The following is a 17,032-nucleotide window of genomic DNA, read 5'->3' on the forward strand; positions in this document are numbered from 1 at the left end:
GCGCTACGGCAAGGTGCGCCCTGTTCTAGGACAGAAGACAGAAGAAACACAGGCAAGAATGCCTGTGCCATAGAAGAGAGGCAGAGAGAGTACGGGGGAGACTAAGATGGGGGGAGAGACAGGCAGGAATGCCTGTCCTACAGAAGAGGGCGCACTTTTACTTGGCGTTTCCTGCCTTGGCGGGCTCGGCGGCTTGGCGTTCAACTCATCCGCACCTCCGCCAGCCTACGTCGTGACCGGTGTCGCGACGCCGGTTCGTCGACCGGTTAATGCCATAATGACCCGGCGGCCATTGCGGGCGATGAAGACTACCAGCAACACGATTAGGACGGCCGCCACGATGGGAACGAGGATCGCCAGCAGCACTGCAACCACGGCGCTGACCCATTCCGCGGTCGAGATCGTGAAGTTGCCGAAGCCGCCGGTGGTGCCGGTGCTGACGGCACGGGCGAGGACCGTGCCTGCCTGCACCACGCCGGCGACGCCACCGCCACCCAGGGCGGCCAACGTCCACTTCGCCCACGGTTCGTCCATGGGCAGCACGGCGCCGGCGACGATCGTTCCTGCGCCGATGGCGGCTGGTGTGGCGACGGTGTCGAGCAGGTTGTCTACCCACGGCACGTAGTACGCCGCCACCTCGACGGCGGTCGCGACGCCCAGCACGATCAACGCGGGCATCGACCCGACCCATTCCCAACCGGAAGACGGTTCGATCACGCCTCCCGCTACGGCAGCCCCCATCCCCAGCAACGGCACGAACACCCGAAACCCGCACGCCGCCGCCAGCGCGAGCCCGGCACAGATCATCGTGAGGTAGTCCATGCGAGGATTTTAGCGGAGAAGGAGCCATCTCGGTGCTCTATAAAAGCGGGGCCTCTCTCGAACGTTGCAATCCTGCTAAATGACGGCCCAATGCCAATCGCCTTACCCGATAAACTAGAATTGTCGTTAGGATAGATCCATGACCGATGTTGCCGACCTCATCCCCCAGTCCCATGTCAATCTGCACGACCGCTTGTTGCCAGAGGTGATTGAACCCGTGGACCGGTTGGCGAGATCCGGCGTTACGTACACCGTCAACGGCCGCCACGGTCTAGCCAAGGCGACGTATCTGGTGATCGACCTTGAAGCCGAGGGTGACGTGGCGGCCACCCTGCTGTTGGAGTTTTACGCTCGCGGCACGACCGAACGGACGATCTTCGCGCGGATCGGGCTGTTGCCGCACGTGGTCACGCGGGTCGCGTTCCCACTGTCGGCACTCGACGGGCAGACATTGTTCCTGCCACGGTCGCCGTTGCGGTTGAAGGCGTGCGTGCAGGGCAAGCGGACGAACCTGGACGAGGTGGATCGGGTCGTCGTCGCGTTGGAACCGTCACCAGCGCCGCTGCGACTGCGCATCCACGCGCAGCCTCGTCTGAGCGATCGCGCAGAAGACGGTCCCGCGTGCGAGCGCGTGTTGGTCGACCCGCTGGGCCAATGGGCCGACCGCACCTGGCCGGGTAAGACGGCTGACGAGTCGGAACTCGTCAGCAATCTTCACGCTGCCCGCAACGCTACGGCCACGCCCACCGAACGGGAGACTGATCGAACGGCGTTCGGTGGTTCGAGCACCATCACGTTTCCAGCGACGGGCCACTTTCGCCTGCACCAAGACGGGCGCCGTTGGTGGCTGGTGGACCCTGCGGGCGGCGCATTCTTCAGCGCCGGGCCGGACTGCGTACGGCCGGACTCCACATCGCCCATTCTGCCTGGCACGGAACGCAACTTCGCGTGGCTACCGCCCGAGGGTGATTCGCGGTTCAGCGACGCCTGGACGGGCAAATCGAACATCAGCCATTCGATCGCGAACCTCATTCGCGCCTTCGACGGCAACTGGCGATCCGATTGGGCGGCCATCACCGTGCCGATGCTGAAGCGGTACGGCTTTAACACGGTCGCCAACTGGTCCGATCTCGAATTCGCGCGGGCCTCGGGCATGCCGTACGTCGTTCCGATGCCCCACTTAAGCACGACGGGCAAGCGACTGTTTCGGTCCCTGCCTGACGTGTTCGACCCCGCGTACGGCAAGGCCTGCGCTACATGGTCACGCTGGCTCCAACAGTTCAGTGGCGATGCAAACCTGATCGGCTATTTCCTTACCAACGAGCCCGACTGGGCCTTCGGCAAGCACAATCTCGCCAGCGAAATGCTGGAGGCGAACCCCGGCACCCACACACGGCGAGCACTGGCGGCGTTCCTGAAGGAACGCTACGCGAACGACGACGCTGCTTGGGCAGCCGCGTGGGATTGCGCGGGTAAGTCGATCGACGCGGTCATCAACGAGACCTGGCGGCGGGCCGAATCGCGCAGCACGGCGGCGTACGACGATCTGTTCGCGTTCAGTCGGCAAATCGTTCAGCAGTGGATACGCGGCATGATGGAACCGTGCCGCACGGTGTTGCCACATCACCTGAACCTGGGCGTGCGATGGGCGTGGATCAGTTCCGACCTGTGTTACGAGGTCGCGCCGTTCTGCGACGTGTTCACGATTAACAACTACAGCAACGAGCCACCGCTCGGACAGCTGACGGAGATCGAGAAGCGCACCGGTCGGCCGGTCATTATTGGCGAGTTTCACCACGGGTCGACCGACCGCGGACTACCGTGCAACGGCATCAGTGCCGTCGCAACCGAAGCCGAACGTGGCACGGCCTACCGGCGGTATGTCGAACTGTGCGCCGCGCATCCGGCCTGCGTTGGCGCACATTACTTCCAGTATTCCGACCAGCCGATCCTCGGACGCTTTGATGGCGAGAACTATCACATCGGCTTCGTCGACACGTGCTTCAAGCCGCACGACGAGTTTCTTCAGGCAGCGAGACAGACGCACGAACGGATGTACGACGTCGCCTCAGGGCAAACCGCACTTACCGAGGAGAAGGCTGCCCCTGTGCCATCGATCTTCTTCTGAGCGAGCGCGAGTGCGAGTGCGAACTGCGTTCGATTGACGCGCTCCTGTTTGCTGCTACAGGTGTGACGCCAATACCGGCTACTTCGATTTGTTCCCTGCACGCGGCGGGACGGCGAGATCTTTGATCATCGCACGCATGTCGGCGGCCTTGGGGGAATCGGCGTTTCGCTTCAGGGCGTCCTTTAGGATCGCCGTGGCCCGGCCGGTCTCGTTCAACAATTTCAGCCGTTCGGCCTCGGCGAGCACGGTGGCCGAGTCGTCGAAACGGGTCGTGACCTCTTTCACTTTTCCGCCAACGATGCTGACGCTCGCAATGGCCAGACAGCCATCGGCACGCGTCAACACGACACGCGCCGGGCCGTTCGCTGGCTGTTCGAGCGTTACTTGTCCGGACGTGCTTGCACGCTCGATGGCCTCGGCGAGCAAGCTAGCCGGCAGCCAGTCGGGCGCGTTCATCGGCAACTGCTGCTGGGGGTCTCGCGCGGTGGCGGTGAAGGTGGCGTAGTCGCTGATCGGGGTCTTGCGCACGATCGCCCGACCAAGGAAGCTGCCGATCGTGGCGACTGAGGCTTGGTCGTACAGATCGCTCGATGGATCGGCCGGCAGCGATCGCCAGTACGCCAGCCACTTCTGTTCAAAGCCGGCGGTGTCACCGAACGCCGTTTGCCACGCGCGCGATGCCGCACGCCCCCGGCCGATCTCGTTCATGTAGGTCGAGAACGCCCTGCGGTACCGCCCGTTGTCGGCGTGCACGAGGAAGTGCACCATTGACCACGCCTGGTCATAGTTCTGGATCGAAAGATTGCCGTTCCACTCGGCCAACGTTAGCGCCATCACGTCGGTGATCGACTTGAATTCTTCCGCGGCGATGCTTCGCCGGATTCGCTCCAGGCGCCACGGTGGCACGATGCCGGTGACGAAGCCGTCACCGGTCCAGATGCCTTCACCGAAGTACTCGGCCAGCCCTTCGTCGGCCCAGGTGGGCAGGTTGCCACCGATCACGGCGTGTGCGAACTGGTGAAAACCCTCGTGCTGCATCGTGTGCCACGTGGCGGCCGAGACGTCGTCACCGGCGATCACGAGGAGCCGTTGACCATCGAACATGCCCGCCGACCCCGCGACGCCGCCGGCGGTGTAGTAGTCGGTCGCGTCGCGGAACAGGTAGACGGGGAACTTCGTCCGAATGGCGCCGGCGAAGCCCGCGGTGCGGCTGGCGTATTCCTCGCCCATGCGCGTCAGCCGCAACACCGCTTCCCGGGCGGCGGGCTCGGGAAGGTCGGTGTAAAGCCAATAATATTTCGATTCGACCTTGTTCAGCTTCGGCGCCGAACCGTTCGGGCGGGGCAGGTCGGTCGGTCTGCGATCTGCCCCAAACGCCGTGGCGGTGGGCAGGAGCAGCAGGAAGATGAGGGCAAGCCGCGGAAACATGGAGGTGACCTATCCTACCATCGGTACCAACGCCCCGGCGAGGCGTTGACGTCCGGATAACCCCGAGCACCGGTCTCGGGCGTCGCGAACGCTTGCAATGGGCGGGCAGTTTGCCACAATCGCCCATCTCGCATGGCACCTGCAAAGCGAAATCTTCTGGTGGGCACGACGGTCCTGGGCGCATTCTTGGTACTGGGCTGGATGATCATCCAGTTTGGCGGATCGATCGCCACGCCGTTCGCGGCACCGGTGTTGAACGTGTCGTTCACCACGACGCGCGCCGACGGCGTCGTCGAGGGCTCGCCGATCATGTATCGCGGTGTGAACGTCGGCAAGGTGACCAAGGTCAGCCTGCTGCCCGACAACGAGAACGTCGACATCCTGGCGCAGATCAACCGCGAGCTGAATTTGCCCGCCAACGTGCAGGGCACCATTCGCCAGACCAACGTCTTCGGTGGTGGCGCAGCGATCTCGCTCGACCTGACCAACGGCCAGCCCGAAGGCCAGTTGGCCGACGGGGCCAAGCTGCAATCCCGCTTCGCTGGGTCGGGCCTCATTCCGCCTGAGATTGCGGAACTGGCGTCGGACCTGCGCGAGACGAGCCGTCAATTTCGCGAGTCGAACGTGGTGCCGAACATGAACGCGCAGCTGACCAAGATCGGCACGCTGATCGAAGAGCTGACGAATTTCGTCACCGATACCGAGACGCAGGACAACCTCCGCAAGTCGCTCGCCAACGTCCGCACCGCCACCGAGTCGGCCAACCGCATCACCGCGAACTTCGAGCGATTCAGCGCGAAGCTGGAATCGATCGGTGACAACACCGACCGCGTCGTGACCAAGGCTGGCGATAGCGTCGATGACCTGTCGAAGCAGCTCACCGAACGCATGTCGCAGATCTCGCAACTGCTGCACACCACCCAATCGATCGCCGCCAAGATCGACAAAGGCGAGGGCACCGCTGGCCGCCTCGTGAACGACCCCAAACTGTACGCGGGCCTGGTCGAGACGACCGAATCGCTCAATCTGATCGTCCGCGACATGCAACGCCTCGTGCAGCAGTGGGAACAGGAAGGCGTGTCGCTCAAGCTGAAGTGATCGGTGTTCGGTTGTCAGTGGTCCGCCGCCCGTTGTTGAAGACCACTGCCCACGCCGCCCGCCCACTCGCACCCGGTTTCACTCTTAACAACTGACCACGGACAACTGACACCACCAATGGCCACCATTAACGACAACTATCTGAAGCTGAAAGCCGGTTACCTTTTTCCCGAGATCGGGCGGCGCGTGAAAGCGTTTAGTGAGGCAAACCCGGGCGCGAAGATTATCCGTTTGGGCATCGGCGACGTGACCGAACCCTTGCCGCAGGCCATTCGCGATGCGATGCACAAGGCGGTCGACGAGATGGGCAACCGCGAGACGTTCCGCGGGTACGGGCCGGAACAAGGCTACGATTTCCTGCGCGAGGCGATCGCCAAGAACGACTTCCAGTCGCGCGGCTGCGACGTGTCGGCCGACGAGATCTTCGTCAGCGACGGCAGCAAGTGCGACTGCGGCAACATCCTCGACATCTTCGGTGAGGGCAACACGATCGCCGTCACCGATCCCGTCTACCCCGTCTACGTCGACACGAACGTAATGGCGGGCCACACCGGCGAAGCCAACGAGCGCGGCGAGTACGGCAACCTGGTCTACCTGCGCGGCACCGCCGAGAACAACTTCGTGCCTGAACTGCCGACGCAGCGGGTGGACATCATCTACCTCTGCTATCCGAACAACCCCACCGGCACCGTCGCCACGAAAGAAACGCTGACCAAGTGGGTGAACTACGCCAAGCAGAACGGGTCGATCATCCTGTTCGACGCGGCGTACGAGGCGTACATCACCGACGCATCCGTGCCGCACAGCATTTACGAGATTCCCGGCGCCCGCGACTGCGCGATCGAGTTCCGCAGCTTCAGCAAGCTGGCGGGTTTCACCGGCGTTCGCTGTGCGTTTACGGTGGTGCCGAAGACGCTGAAGGGCAAGGCGAAGGACGGCAGCGAGGTCGATTTGTTCCGCCTGTGGACCCGCCGGCATACCACGAAGTTCAATGGCGTGTCGTACATTACCCAGCGCGGCGCCGAGGCCGTCTATTCGCCGGAGGGCAAGCAGCAGATTCGCTCGCTGCTCGACTTCTACCTCGCCAATGCCAAGCTGATCCGCGAAGGCATTTCGTCCATCGGCCTGAAGGTGTTCGGCGGCGTGAACGCGCCGTACGTGTGGCTGAAGACGCCAGGCAACACGACGAGCTGGCAGTTCTTTGATGATCTGCTGAGCAAGGCCAACGTCGTCGGCACCCCCGGCAGCGGCTTCGGCGCCGCCGGTGAGGGTTACTTCCGCATCAGCGCGTTCAACAGCCGCGCGAACGTGGAAGAGGCGCTGCGTCGCATCAAGGCGAACGTGAAGGCGTAGGCGCAGCCGTCCTGAGCCGACAATGTCATCCTGAGGTACTTCGAAGGATCTCTTCTGTCCCGCGTACAAAAGACGGGGAAAGATCCTTCGGAGTATCTCAGGATGACGAGTGGTGTCGCCCCCCCTCCGCCCCCGTCCTACTGGAACTTCCATGATCACAGCCGACCTCACCTCCGCGAGAATTATCAAGCGTCACCCGACCCCCGTTTTGGCCAAAGAGGACGTGCCCTTCCCCGCCACCTGCATCTTCAACGCCGGTGTCTGCAAGTTCGGCGGGCGCTACGTGATGCTGTTCCGCAACGACGTCGGCGAATGGGGCAAGTCGCACTTCCACACGACCAACCTCGGCCTAGCCTTCAGCGACGACGGCATCAAGTGGACCGTGGAACCCAAGCCGGTTTGGGACAGGTCGGATCCCGGCATTATCGCCGCCACCGATGGCGACATCATGCGCGTCTATGACCCGCGGCTGATCCCGATCAACGGCCGCTGCTACGTCTGCTTCGCCTGCGACACCAAGCACGGCCTGCGCGGTGGCGTGGCGGTGACGGAAGACTTCCACAAGTTCGAGGTGCTGTCGCTGTCCGTCCCGGACAACCGCAACATGGTCCTGTTCCCCGAGAAGATCGACGGCAAGTACGCCCGCCTGGAACGCCCCATGCCCGTCTACAGCCGCGGTGGCGACAAGTTCGACACGTGGTTCAGCGACTCGCCGGACCTGCGGTACTGGGGCAACAGCCACCTGGTCGCCGGCGTCGAACACTTCCCCTACGCCAACGACAAGATCGGCCCGGCCGCCCCACCGATCAAGACAAAAAAGGGTTGGCTGACGACCGTCCACACCGTCGATCGCGACAACGACCGCGGCAAGAACGGCTGGGAAGCCAAGTGGCAGAAACGCTACTGCGCCGGCCTGATGCTGCTGGACCTGCACGAACCTTGGAAGATCGTCGGCCTGAGCCGCCAGCCGCTGTTGGCCCCGGAAAACCAGTGGGAGCGAGACGGCTTCCGCAACGACGTCATCTTCCCCGGCGGCATGATCTTGGAGGACAGCGGCGAAGTGAAGATCTACTACGGCGCCGCCGACACGTACGAATGCCTGGCGACAGCGCACGTGGATGATCTGCTGAAGCTGTGCGAGCCGGTGGCGGGATAGCAGCGGCGACTTGCGAGTCCTTCGGTCGCGTCCCTATCGCCCGCCGCTGCGCCGTCTTTCAACCCGAGCGGAGCCTAAAGGCTTGCGGACAAAACCACAGCCCAGTGCGCTACATGTCATCCCGACTTTAGCGGTAGCGACCCGAGGGATCTCCCAAGGCCGCACCGTCCGTCATTCTAGATCCCTCAGGTCGGCAAGCCTCCCATCGGGATGACATTCCGTGCGGTGCCGAAACTCGAAATGCACCCTCACCTAGCCTCTCGCGGCGTACCGGGAGAGGGATCGGAACCAGCATTCATCACCGCATCGACCAACGTCTCCAACGGCTGGTCGCCGCTGATCCACGTCACGTTTGGGAAGCGCCTGATCCACTTCAATTGCCGCTTGGCTAACTGGCGCGTCGCGATCTTGATCTGCTCGATCGCGTCGGCGAGCGATGACTTACCGTTCAAATACGCGATCAACTCTGCATACCCGGTCGCCTCGGCGGCCGTTGGGGAAAGCTGGCCGTAGGTTCTCAGCAGTTCGCGCGTCTCATCGACCCAGCCGGCGTCGATCATCTGCTTTACCCGCGCGTTGATCCGGCGGTTCAGCGCCTCGCGGTCCCAGTTCAACCCGATCCATTTCGCTGGATGGCGTTGCTCGGCCGAGGCCCAGTCGGTCTGGAAAGATGAGATCGGCTGGCCCGTTAGCTCGTAGACCTCCAGCGCGCGAATCGTCCGCCGACTGTCGTTGCGGTGGATGCGGGCGGCGGCGATGGGGTCGACGGTCGCAAGCCGGGCGTGCAGTTCTTCCGGCGGTTGTGCCCTTAGCCGATCCCGGAGTTCCGCGTCGGCGGCTGGACCGTCGAACAGACCCTCGAACAGGGCTTTGTAATACAGCGGAGTGCCACCCGTAGCGATGATCGGCGTCTGCCCCGCGGCCGACAGCGTCGCGTCCGCAAGCTCGACGAACCGGGCGACCGTGAACGGCTCGTTCGGCGCCACGAGGTCAATCAGATGATGCCGCACCGCCGTCTGCTCGGCCATGGTTGGTTTGGCCGTGCCGATGTCCATGCCGCGGTAGACCTGCATCGAATCGACGCTGAGGATCTCCCCGCCCACGCGGCGCGCGATCTCCATCGCGACGGCCGACTTGCCCGACGCCGTCGCCCCCAGAATGACCAATGTGTTCGGTGTAGATGCCATGATGGCAACGACTGCAAAAATGGCAGAAAACGATCGGACCGTGCCCCGCAGACCCGTTTCGCAACCTATGACTGATCAGCCATTTACGGCACGCGTGCTCGACGCGCCTTTGGCACGACCTTTGTTTTATCCCCTCTCGTCGCGGCAAGACTACTGGAAGCCGTGGATCTAAGAAAGGAGATATGCTATGGCACTGCCCACTCGAGTGAACCGTATGGCAACCATCGATCCGGTGGAAGCGATGCAGCGTGAGTTTGACACCGTGCTCGGTCGGTTCTTCCCGGCCGGCAATGGTAACGGTAACCGCCTGGCGCCCTATGGCGTGGACGTCCGCGAAGATGGCGATCACATCTACGTCGAGGCGGAACTGCCCGGGTTCAAGAAGGATGACGTCGACATCACCTTGGAGAATCAGACCCTCACCATCGCGGCCGAGCGTCGGGAATCGAACGGTGAGGAAAAGAAGGGCGAACTGCTGCTGAACGAGCGCCGCTATACCCGCTTCCTCCGCAGCTTCACCCTGCCACCCACCGTGGACGAGCAGACGGTGAACGCCAGGCTGAGCGACGGCGTGCTCACGATTACGCTCAACAAGCGCGAAGAGAGCAAGCCGCGGAAGATCACGGTCGCCTAAGCGACGGGGTTCCTCTGTCCCTGCTACCGAACGGCGGCGCGCGACAGCGCGCCGCCGTCCTTTTCTGTCGATGTCGGCTGACCTAGTCCGCCTTCACGCGTTGCAGGAATTCGGCCTCGTCGATCACCTCGATGCCCAGCTCCTGCGCTTTGGTCAGTTTGCTGCCCGCATCGTCACCAGCCAGCACAAAGCTGGTCTTCTTGCTCACGCTGCCGCTGGCCTTGCCACCGTTCTTGATCACGAGCGCTTCCGCCTCATCGCGCTTCAGCGTCGGCAGCGTGCCGGTGATGACGACGGTCTTGCCCGCCAGTGGCAGGCCGGCGAGCGCTTCGGGCTTCACGACCGCCTGCTTCGGATCGACCCCCACCGCCTGCAGCGCCGCAACGGCCGCTTGACCGGCGCTGTTGTGGAAGAAGTCGTGGACGCTCTCAGAGGTGATTCGGCCGACGTCGTCCGTCGCCTCCAATTCTTCAACGCTCGCGGCCGCGATCGCATTCAGGCTGCCAAAGGCCGCCGCCAAGCGCCGGCTGCCACCGGTGCCGATGTGATGAATCCCTAGCCCGGCCAGCAATCGCTCCAGTGGTTGCTTGCGGCTGTTCTCGATGTTCTTCACCACCTTGACGGCCACCTTCTCGCCAACGGTGCGCGTCACCGTCTTGTCACCCTGCTCGCTCTCCGAACTTAGCCCCGCCAGGTCCTCGGCCCTCAGCTTGTACAGATCGGCGAACGTGCTCACCATGCCGCGGTCGACGAGCTGATCGATCAGCTTGTCGCCGACGCCTTCGATGTCCATCTGACTGCGATTGCAGAACCAGATCAGCCGTTCCTTCACCTGCGCGGGGCAGGCGGGGTTTGGGCAGTAGATGTCGATGCCGGCGTCCAGCACTTCGACCGGTTCGCTGCATGTCGGGCATTGTTCCGGCAGCTTGGCGGCCTTCACCTGCTTGCGCTTGAAGTGCTGCTCGCACGCCCGGTTCACACAGCGGTAGACGGCCGTGCCGTCGGTGACGGCTTCCCGTTCGACCTTCGTGGCGCACGCCGGACACGCTTTTGGCGCAACGATCGGTTTAGCGCCCTTCGGCCGTTTCTCGGCAATGATCGCCGACACGTACGGAATGACCTCACCCGCCCGTTCGACGACCACGGTGTCGCCGTAGTGCAGATCGAGGCGTTGGATCTGGTCGATGTTGTGCAGCGTGACGTGCGTCACCGTGACCCCGCCGATGAACACCGCTTCCAGATCGCCCACGGGCGTCAGGCTGCCCCCCTTGCCGACCTGCCAGCGAACGTCATTTAACACCGTCGGCTGCTGCTCGGTCTCGTACTTGTACGCGATCAGCCAGCGCGGCGACTTGCTGTGGGCGCCAAGCACCTCTCGCTGTGCAAAAGCGTCGATCTTCATCACCATGCCGTCGGTCATGTAAGGCAACGTGGGGCGCACGGCTTCGAAAGCGTGAATCGTCTTGATCGCTTCCTCCACGTTATCGACCCGGTAGACCTCCTTCGGCAACGGCAGGCCCCAGCCGCGCAGCAGTTGCGTCCATTCCCAATAGCTGTCGGTCGGCAGTGGCTCGACCTGCCCCAGGCCGTGCGCCAGAAAACGCAGCCGGCGCTTGGCCACTATTTTGGGGTCCAGCCGGCGCAGTGTGCCAGAAGTGAGGTTGCGCGGGTTGGCGTACGGTTCGTCTCCCTCGGCCTCGATCTCCTTGTTCACACGCTGGAAGTCGTCGTTGTCCATGTAGACCTCGCCGCGCACTTCAACGATGGGTGGCGGTGGTGGCACCCCCTTCTCGCGGCGCAGCACGAGCGGGATGGATTTGATCGTGCGCGCGTTCACGGTGATGTCGTCCCCCGTGTTTCCGCGCCCGCGCGTGGCGGCCAGCACGAGTTTGCCATCCTCGTACCGCAGGCTGACCGAAGCGCCGTCGATCTTCGGTTCAAGCACGTAACTCGGTTGCTGGCCGCCCAGGGCCTTGCGCATTCGCTCGTCGAACGCGCGCACCTCGGCCTCGCTGTAGGTGTTGTCGATGCTCATCATGGGCACGGCGTGCGTGACGGGTCGCAGTTCCGTCTGCACGTCGCCGCCGACCCGCTGGGTCGGGGAATCGGCGGTACGCAGCTCCGGATACGTGGTTTCGAGGTCGGTCAGCTCGCGCATGAGGCGGTCATATTCCTGATCGGAGACGGTCGGCCGGGCCTCGATGTAGTACAGATAGTTGTGGTGGTTCAGCTGATCCCGTAGTAACTCCGCGACACGCTGCTTTGGCGACGTAGGCATGCGGGAAATATACCGTGGCGCGCCGCCAGTAACATTTCCCCGGTTCGGCAGTAATGTATTCTGCGTGAACGAGTGGTCGATCGACATCCTCCGGCAGGGCCCGTGGGACCTGTGGACATGGATTTGCCTGTTGGCATCTGCGGTTCTGCTGGTCTACGGCGTAATCGCTCGGGCGTGGCTGCACAGCCAGCGCGCGCTGCTGGTTCCGTTGATTACTGCTGGCGTGCTCGGCACGTTGCTGGTCGTCGCGCTGCCGCCGCTGCGGAATCCGAAGGTGGGGCTGGTTTGGACACTGGCGCTGCTGTGCATCCTGTCGACGGTCTTCTACCTGAACCTTCAGTCACAGCTGTCGTCCGCACGCTGGCGGACGTTGCTGGCGATGCGGTACGTCGCGTTGATCCTTCTGGTGCCGATGTTGTTCGAGCCGGTGGTGCGGTACGTATCACGGCCGGCGCCGGAGAAGCCGCTCATCTTTCTGATCGATACATCGGCCTCCATGAGCTTTCCCGATGTGCAGAACGGACCCACCCGGTTGCAGTCGGTCTGGCAAGCGCTGCGGGGCCAATTGCCCGAGCTGCGCGAGCACTTCGTGCCCGAGTTTCACACGTTCGCCGACACCGCCGCGGCGCTGAAGTCACCCGAACAACTCGCGACCCTGCCGGCGGAGGGGCAGAGTACCGACATCGGCAACGGCGTGTCGAAGGCAATGGCGGCCAATGCGCGGGCGGGTGCGGAGATCGTGCTGATCACCGACGGTATAGACAACACGTCGCCGAACGTCGCCGACGTCATCAGCGCATCGCGCCGTCCGATCCATACCGTGCGTGTGGGGTCCGATCAGGCACAGCCGACTGCGATGGCGAACCTATCGGTGGACGACGTGCAGGCCGACGATGATTTCGTCGTCAATCACACCGCGACGGTGCGCGCCACGTTGCATTCCAGCGCACTGGCGAATCGCGTGGTCGACGTGAAGCTGGCCGAGGTAGACGCCGACGGTAAACCACTGACCACACCCACGGTCGAGAAACTCGTCCTGCAACCGCTGCCCGGCGGGCAGATTGTCGAACTGGCGTACAAGCCGACGCGCGTCGGTGTGCACCGCTTGGCGGTCTGGGTCGACCCGATCCCCGGCGAGCGCAGCACGGTCGACAATCGACAGGAGTTTCAGGGGCTGGCGATCGACCCCCGCGTGAAGGTGCTGTACGTCGAGGGCCGTGCCCGGCCCGAATATCGTGAGTTGTCACGTGCGCTATCGCGCGACCCGAACATCGAACTGGCCACACTGTTGCGCATTCAGAACGACCGCTTCGCCGCCGGCGGGTTTGTGGATGCGGTTCCGTTTAAGGAGATGCCGCAATCGCTGGAGCAATGGCAGCGGTTTGACGTTGTCATCCTGGGCGATCTGGACTCCAGCTTCCTCCCGCGCCCGCAACAGGCCGCCATCGAACAGGCGGTGCAGGGCGGCATGGGCCTGCTGATGGTCGGCGGGCAAACCAACTTCGGCCCCGGTGGGTATAAGGACACGCCGATCGAGAAGGCGCTTCCCGTCTTCACCGGCGAGCTGAGCGCACCGCAGGAGAAGGTTCCGTTCGTTCCGAAACTAACCGCCGACGGAAGCGCGCACCCAGCGATGGCCGGCCTGAGCGAGTGGCTCGACGGTGACGCCGCGACCAAGCTGCCACCGTTGCGCGGCAACGTGGTCGTACCCCGGCCGAAGACCGGCGCGCAGGTGTTGTTGATCCACGAGGGTCGCACCGCCGCCGACGGGCAACCGCAGATCGTGCTGGCGACCCACCGCTACGGCGAGGGGCGGGCCGCGGCCTGCACAGTCGACACGACTTACCTCTGGTACCTGCCGTTGCGCGCGATGGGCCAGGACAGCCCGTACAACCGCTTCTGGGGCCAGCTGGTCCGGTGGCTGGCCAACAGCGACGTGCGCAACCGCGATCGTGGGCCAGGGCTGGAGGCGCTGCTGAACAAGAACGTGTTTCAGCTGGGCGAAAGCGTGCGCGTTCGGGCGATGGTACGCGACGAGAAGGGTGACGCGACGCGGTATGCGCAAGTTTCACTCGCGATGACCGCCGGCAGCGCCAGCGAGCAGACCCGCTTCTCTATGGCACCATCCGAAACGCGTAGTGGCATGTACGACGTCACCATCCCCACGCCCGCAAAAGGGGACTACGAGCTGTCGCTGACGGCCACGAAGGATGGCAAGGACCTGGGCCAGCAGAAGCTGAAGTTTTCCGTCATCACCCCCGCCGACGAGATGCTGAAGCTCGCCGCGAATCCTGAGCTGCTGAAGTCCGTCGCCAGCAGAACGAACGGATTCTATTACGAGCTGTCGCAGTTCGGCACGATGGTCTCAGAGTTGGTTCGCACGTCCGCTGGCGACACCGGCATGAAACAGCAGACCGTCCCACTCCACAGCTTCGCGCGGGCCGCCATCACCGCCACCGCCGGTGACCCCGGATGGGACAAGAAGTACGACCTTCCGCTGCAGGGGGTTGCGGCCGTTTGCATCCTGGGTGTCGAATGGTTCCTGCGCCGGCGATGGCAGTTGCCCTGAGCTTCGGCAGCGACGTGGAATGACAACAACCCTGCATCCGGGCTTTCGTTCGATTACAATCCGTCCGTGGATCATGAACGAAATGAAACGCGGGTGGCGGTCAACCTGCCCGACCAAGCCTACGAGGTTCGCGTCGCCCGCGGGCTGCTGCCCTCGATCGGACGCATCGTCCGCGAGTTCAGCCCCACTGCCAAGAAGGCGCTCGTGCTGACCGATGCCAACGTGGCCGGCGTTCTACTTGAACCGGTGACGGCTACGCTCGAGGCGGCCGGCTATCAGGTCACGAGCTGCGCCATTGCGGGCGGCGAGACATCGAAATCGCTCGAAGGTTTGGCCCCGGCATACGACGCCTTCCTGTCGGCCGGTATCGATCGGCGAACACCGTTGATCGCGTTGGGTGGTGGCATCATCGGTGACATGGGTGGCTTCGTCGCGGCCACGCTGTTGCGGGGCGTGCCGTTGATTCAGGTGCCGACGACGCTGCTGGCGATGGTCGATTCGAGCGTGGGCGGCAAGACGGGCGTAAACCACCGCGTGGGCAAGAACCTCGTCGGCGCGTTCTACCATCCGAGCGTCGTGGTCGCCGATGTAGAGACCCTGCGCACCCTGCCCCAACGCGAGCTGCGTGCGGGGCTGGCCGAGTGCATCAAGCACGACATCATTCGCGACGCCGATGGATTCGCCTCGCTGGAAGAGAGCGTCGCCGACGTGCTGCAACTCTACTTGGATCGCCTTGTCGATCTCGTCGCTCACAACGTCGCCATTAAGGCCAAAGTGGTGATGGCCGACCCATTCGAGCATGGCGAGCGTGCGCACCTGAACCTGGGTCACACCTTCGGCCACGCGATCGAGACGACGACTAACTACAAGTACCTGCATGGCGAAGCTGTCGCACTGGGCCTCGTGGCGGCGGCGCGACTGGCGCAGTCCCTCGCGTTGATCGACGCGCCGACGGCGGGCCGGATCGTGCGCCTCGTGGCCGCGGCCGGTCTGCCGACGCACGCGAGCGATCTCGACACCGATCGCATCGTCGCCAGCATGGCCCACGACAAGAAGGTACGAGACGGCCGGCTGCGGTTCGTGTTGCCCAATGGGCTGGGCAGCGCGGTGGTCCGCGATGACGTGCCGGTCGAACTGGTACGGCAAGCCGTGCAATCGCTGCGGGGGTAATGGACATGGGTTTGATTCATTGGCTGACGCTGTCGCTTACACCGGGCATCGGTCCGATCCTGACGCGCCGCATCGTCGACGCCACCGGCAGCGCCGCGGCGGCGTGCGAGGCCACGCTGGCGACGTTGCGCAATATCGAGGGCATCGGCACCGCTAAGGCCGACAAGATTTTCGCGGGGCTGAGGTCGGCGGCTGGATTGGTGCAAGATCAGCTCGACCGCGCCGCCGCTGCGGGGGCTACGATCGTTTGCCCGGACGACGCGCTCTACCCGTTCCTGCTGCGCGAGATTCCCGATCCACCGAGCGTGTTGTACGTGAAGGGGACGCTGCAGCCTCGCGACCTTCACGCCGTCGCGATTGTGGGCAGCCGCAAGTGCAGCCACTACGGCCGCGAGCAGGCCGAGCGGTTCGCGGCGCTGCTGGCCGGTGCGGGGGTCTGCGTGATAAGCGGTGGCGCCAGAGGAATCGATTCGGCCGCCCATCGTGGGGCGTTGTCTCACCCGAACGGGCGCACGCTGGCGGTGCTGGGCAGCGGCATTGACGTCCCCTACCCGCCGGAGAATGCGAACCTCTTCGTGCAGATCGCCCAGCGTGGTGCCGTGATCAGCGAGTATCCAATGGGCACGCCCCCCACGCCCGAGAACTTTCCGAAGCGCAACCGCGTCGTCAGCGGCATGAGTCGCGGTGTGTTAGTCATCGAAGCCGACGAACGCAGCGGCGCGCTCATCACCGCGCGGCAGGCGATCGAGGACCACAACCGCACCGTCTTTGCCCTGCCTGGCCGGGTCGATAACGCGATGAGCCTTGGCCCGCATAAACTGATCCGCGAAGGCGCGACGCTGGTGCGCAATCTGGAAGACATTCTCGAAGAACTTCCACCCCTTTCCGACGCGGCCTCGGCACCGGCCGTTGGTCTCTTCGATGCAGTTGACAGCGCGCCGCAAGTGACGAAGGCCGCGCCGACAGAAGCCATGATCGCCGCAATGCCGGTTGCGCCGCCCGCGGATATCGGACTTTCGGATCGGCAACGCCTACTGCTGGCGCAACTGGACGCGCAACCGCAGTCGATCGATCAGTTGATCGACCGTTCATCGCTGGCGGCCAATGTCGTCCTTCAGGAACTGACGCTGCTCAGCCTGCGCGGCTTGGCCAAACGGGTCGATGGTCAAACCTACGTTCGCGGGCGTGCGCGATGAATACGCGAAGCGA

At 63.8% G+C, this 17,032-nt stretch carries 12 protein-coding genes; 8 read left to right on the forward strand and 4 right to left on the reverse strand.

Annotated elements, in window-relative coordinates; translation table 11 throughout:
* Window positions 1–225: 225 nt before the first annotated feature.
* Window positions 226–822, reverse strand: a complete 597-nt coding sequence (locus VGN72_04530; protein ID HEV7298609.1) for a DUF4126 domain-containing protein — start codon at window positions 820–822, stop codon at window positions 226–228.
* Between the two features lie 139 nt (window positions 823–961).
* Here VGN72_04530 and VGN72_04535 point away from each other — a divergent pair, with 139 nt between their 5' ends.
* On the forward strand, window positions 962–2,950 hold the full coding sequence (locus VGN72_04535; GenBank protein ID HEV7298610.1) for a hypothetical protein: 1,989 nt from the start codon (window positions 962–964) through the stop codon (window positions 2,948–2,950).
* A gap of 78 nt (window positions 2,951–3,028) precedes the next feature.
* On the opposite strand, the gene VGN72_04540 is transcribed toward VGN72_04535, so the two are convergent.
* The gene (locus VGN72_04540) at window positions 3,029–4,378 is read right to left on the reverse strand and encodes a DUF1570 domain-containing protein (protein ID HEV7298611.1); all 1,350 of its coding nucleotides are present in this window, start codon (window positions 4,376–4,378) and stop codon (window positions 3,029–3,031) included.
* A 132-nt stretch (window positions 4,379–4,510) separates the two neighbouring features.
* On the opposite strand from VGN72_04540, the gene VGN72_04545 reads away from it, so the two are divergent.
* From VGN72_04545 to VGN72_04555, 3 genes are all read left to right on the forward strand, one after another.
* Window positions 4,511–5,476: an MlaD family protein gene (locus tag VGN72_04545; GenBank protein ID HEV7298612.1), complete on the forward strand. Its 966-nt coding sequence runs from the start codon at window positions 4,511–4,513 to the stop codon at window positions 5,474–5,476.
* 117 nt (window positions 5,477–5,593) lie between these two features.
* Window positions 5,594–6,829, forward strand: coding sequence for an LL-diaminopimelate aminotransferase (locus VGN72_04550; GenBank protein HEV7298613.1), 1,236 nt, complete (start codon window positions 5,594–5,596; stop codon window positions 6,827–6,829).
* A gap of 151 nt (window positions 6,830–6,980) precedes the next feature.
* A complete protein-coding gene (locus VGN72_04555; GenBank protein ID HEV7298614.1) occupies window positions 6,981–7,985 on the forward strand; it encodes a glycoside hydrolase family 130 protein in 1,005 nt (334 codons plus the stop codon).
* Window positions 7,986–8,233: 248 nt separating this feature from the next.
* Here VGN72_04555 and miaA read toward each other — a convergent pair whose 3' ends face one another.
* Window positions 8,234–9,172, reverse strand: a complete 939-nt coding sequence (gene miaA / locus VGN72_04560; protein HEV7298615.1) for a tRNA (adenosine(37)-N6)-dimethylallyltransferase MiaA — start codon at window positions 9,170–9,172, stop codon at window positions 8,234–8,236.
* A 187-nt stretch (window positions 9,173–9,359) separates the two neighbouring features.
* Here miaA and VGN72_04565 point away from each other — a divergent pair, with 187 nt between their 5' ends.
* Window positions 9,360–9,806: an Hsp20/alpha crystallin family protein gene (locus VGN72_04565; protein HEV7298616.1), complete on the forward strand. Its 447-nt coding sequence runs from the start codon at window positions 9,360–9,362 to the stop codon at window positions 9,804–9,806.
* Window positions 9,807–9,888: 82 nt separating this feature from the next.
* Here the strand turns inward: VGN72_04565 and ligA are convergent, their stop codons facing one another.
* Entirely contained in the window at window positions 9,889–12,084 is a 2,196-nt protein-coding gene (gene ligA, locus VGN72_04570) for an NAD-dependent DNA ligase LigA (protein ID HEV7298617.1), read from the reverse strand.
* A 64-nt stretch (window positions 12,085–12,148) separates the two neighbouring features.
* On the opposite strand from ligA, the gene VGN72_04575 reads away from it, so the two are divergent.
* The 3 genes from VGN72_04575 to dprA all read left to right on the forward strand — a co-directional run bounded on the left by VGN72_04575 (window position 12,149) and on the right by dprA (window position 17,019).
* On the forward strand, window positions 12,149–14,653 hold the full coding sequence (locus VGN72_04575) for a glutamine amidotransferase (protein HEV7298618.1): 2,505 nt from the start codon (window positions 12,149–12,151) through the stop codon (window positions 14,651–14,653).
* A 66-nt stretch (window positions 14,654–14,719) separates the two neighbouring features.
* A complete protein-coding gene (gene aroB / locus VGN72_04580) occupies window positions 14,720–15,823 on the forward strand; it encodes a 3-dehydroquinate synthase (GenBank protein ID HEV7298619.1) in 1,104 nt (367 codons plus the stop codon).
* A gap of 5 nt (window positions 15,824–15,828) precedes the next feature.
* Window positions 15,829–17,019, forward strand: a complete 1,191-nt coding sequence (gene dprA, locus VGN72_04585) for a DNA-processing protein DprA (protein ID HEV7298620.1) — start codon at window positions 15,829–15,831, stop codon at window positions 17,017–17,019.
* Window positions 17,020–17,032: the final 13 nt, after the last annotated feature.

Source organism: Tepidisphaeraceae bacterium, from assembly GCA_035998445.1.
GTDB lineage: Bacteria > Planctomycetota > Phycisphaerae > Tepidisphaerales > Tepidisphaeraceae > DASYHQ01.

Coding starts and splice junctions, on each gene's coding strand:
- VGN72_04530 (HEV7298609.1), bottom strand. CDS start 822: ATGGACTACCTCACGATGATCTGTGCCGGGCTCGCGCTGGCGGCGGCG.
- VGN72_04535 (HEV7298610.1), top strand. CDS start 962: ATGACCGATGTTGCCGACCTCATCCCCCAGTCCCATGTCAATCTGCAC.
- VGN72_04540 (HEV7298611.1), bottom strand. CDS start 4,378: ATGTTTCCGCGGCTTGCCCTCATCTTCCTGCTGCTCCTGCCCACCGCC.
- VGN72_04545 (HEV7298612.1), top strand. CDS start 4,511: ATGGCACCTGCAAAGCGAAATCTTCTGGTGGGCACGACGGTCCTGGGC.
- VGN72_04550 (HEV7298613.1), top strand. CDS start 5,594: ATGGCCACCATTAACGACAACTATCTGAAGCTGAAAGCCGGTTACCTT.
- VGN72_04555 (HEV7298614.1), top strand. CDS start 6,981: ATGATCACAGCCGACCTCACCTCCGCGAGAATTATCAAGCGTCACCCG.
- miaA (HEV7298615.1), bottom strand. CDS start 9,172: ATGGCATCTACACCGAACACATTGGTCATTCTGGGGGCGACGGCGTCG.
- VGN72_04565 (HEV7298616.1), top strand. CDS start 9,360: ATGGCACTGCCCACTCGAGTGAACCGTATGGCAACCATCGATCCGGTG.
- ligA (HEV7298617.1), bottom strand. CDS start 12,084: ATGCCTACGTCGCCAAAGCAGCGTGTCGCGGAGTTACTACGGGATCAG.
- dprA (HEV7298620.1), top strand. CDS start 15,829: ATGGGTTTGATTCATTGGCTGACGCTGTCGCTTACACCGGGCATCGGT.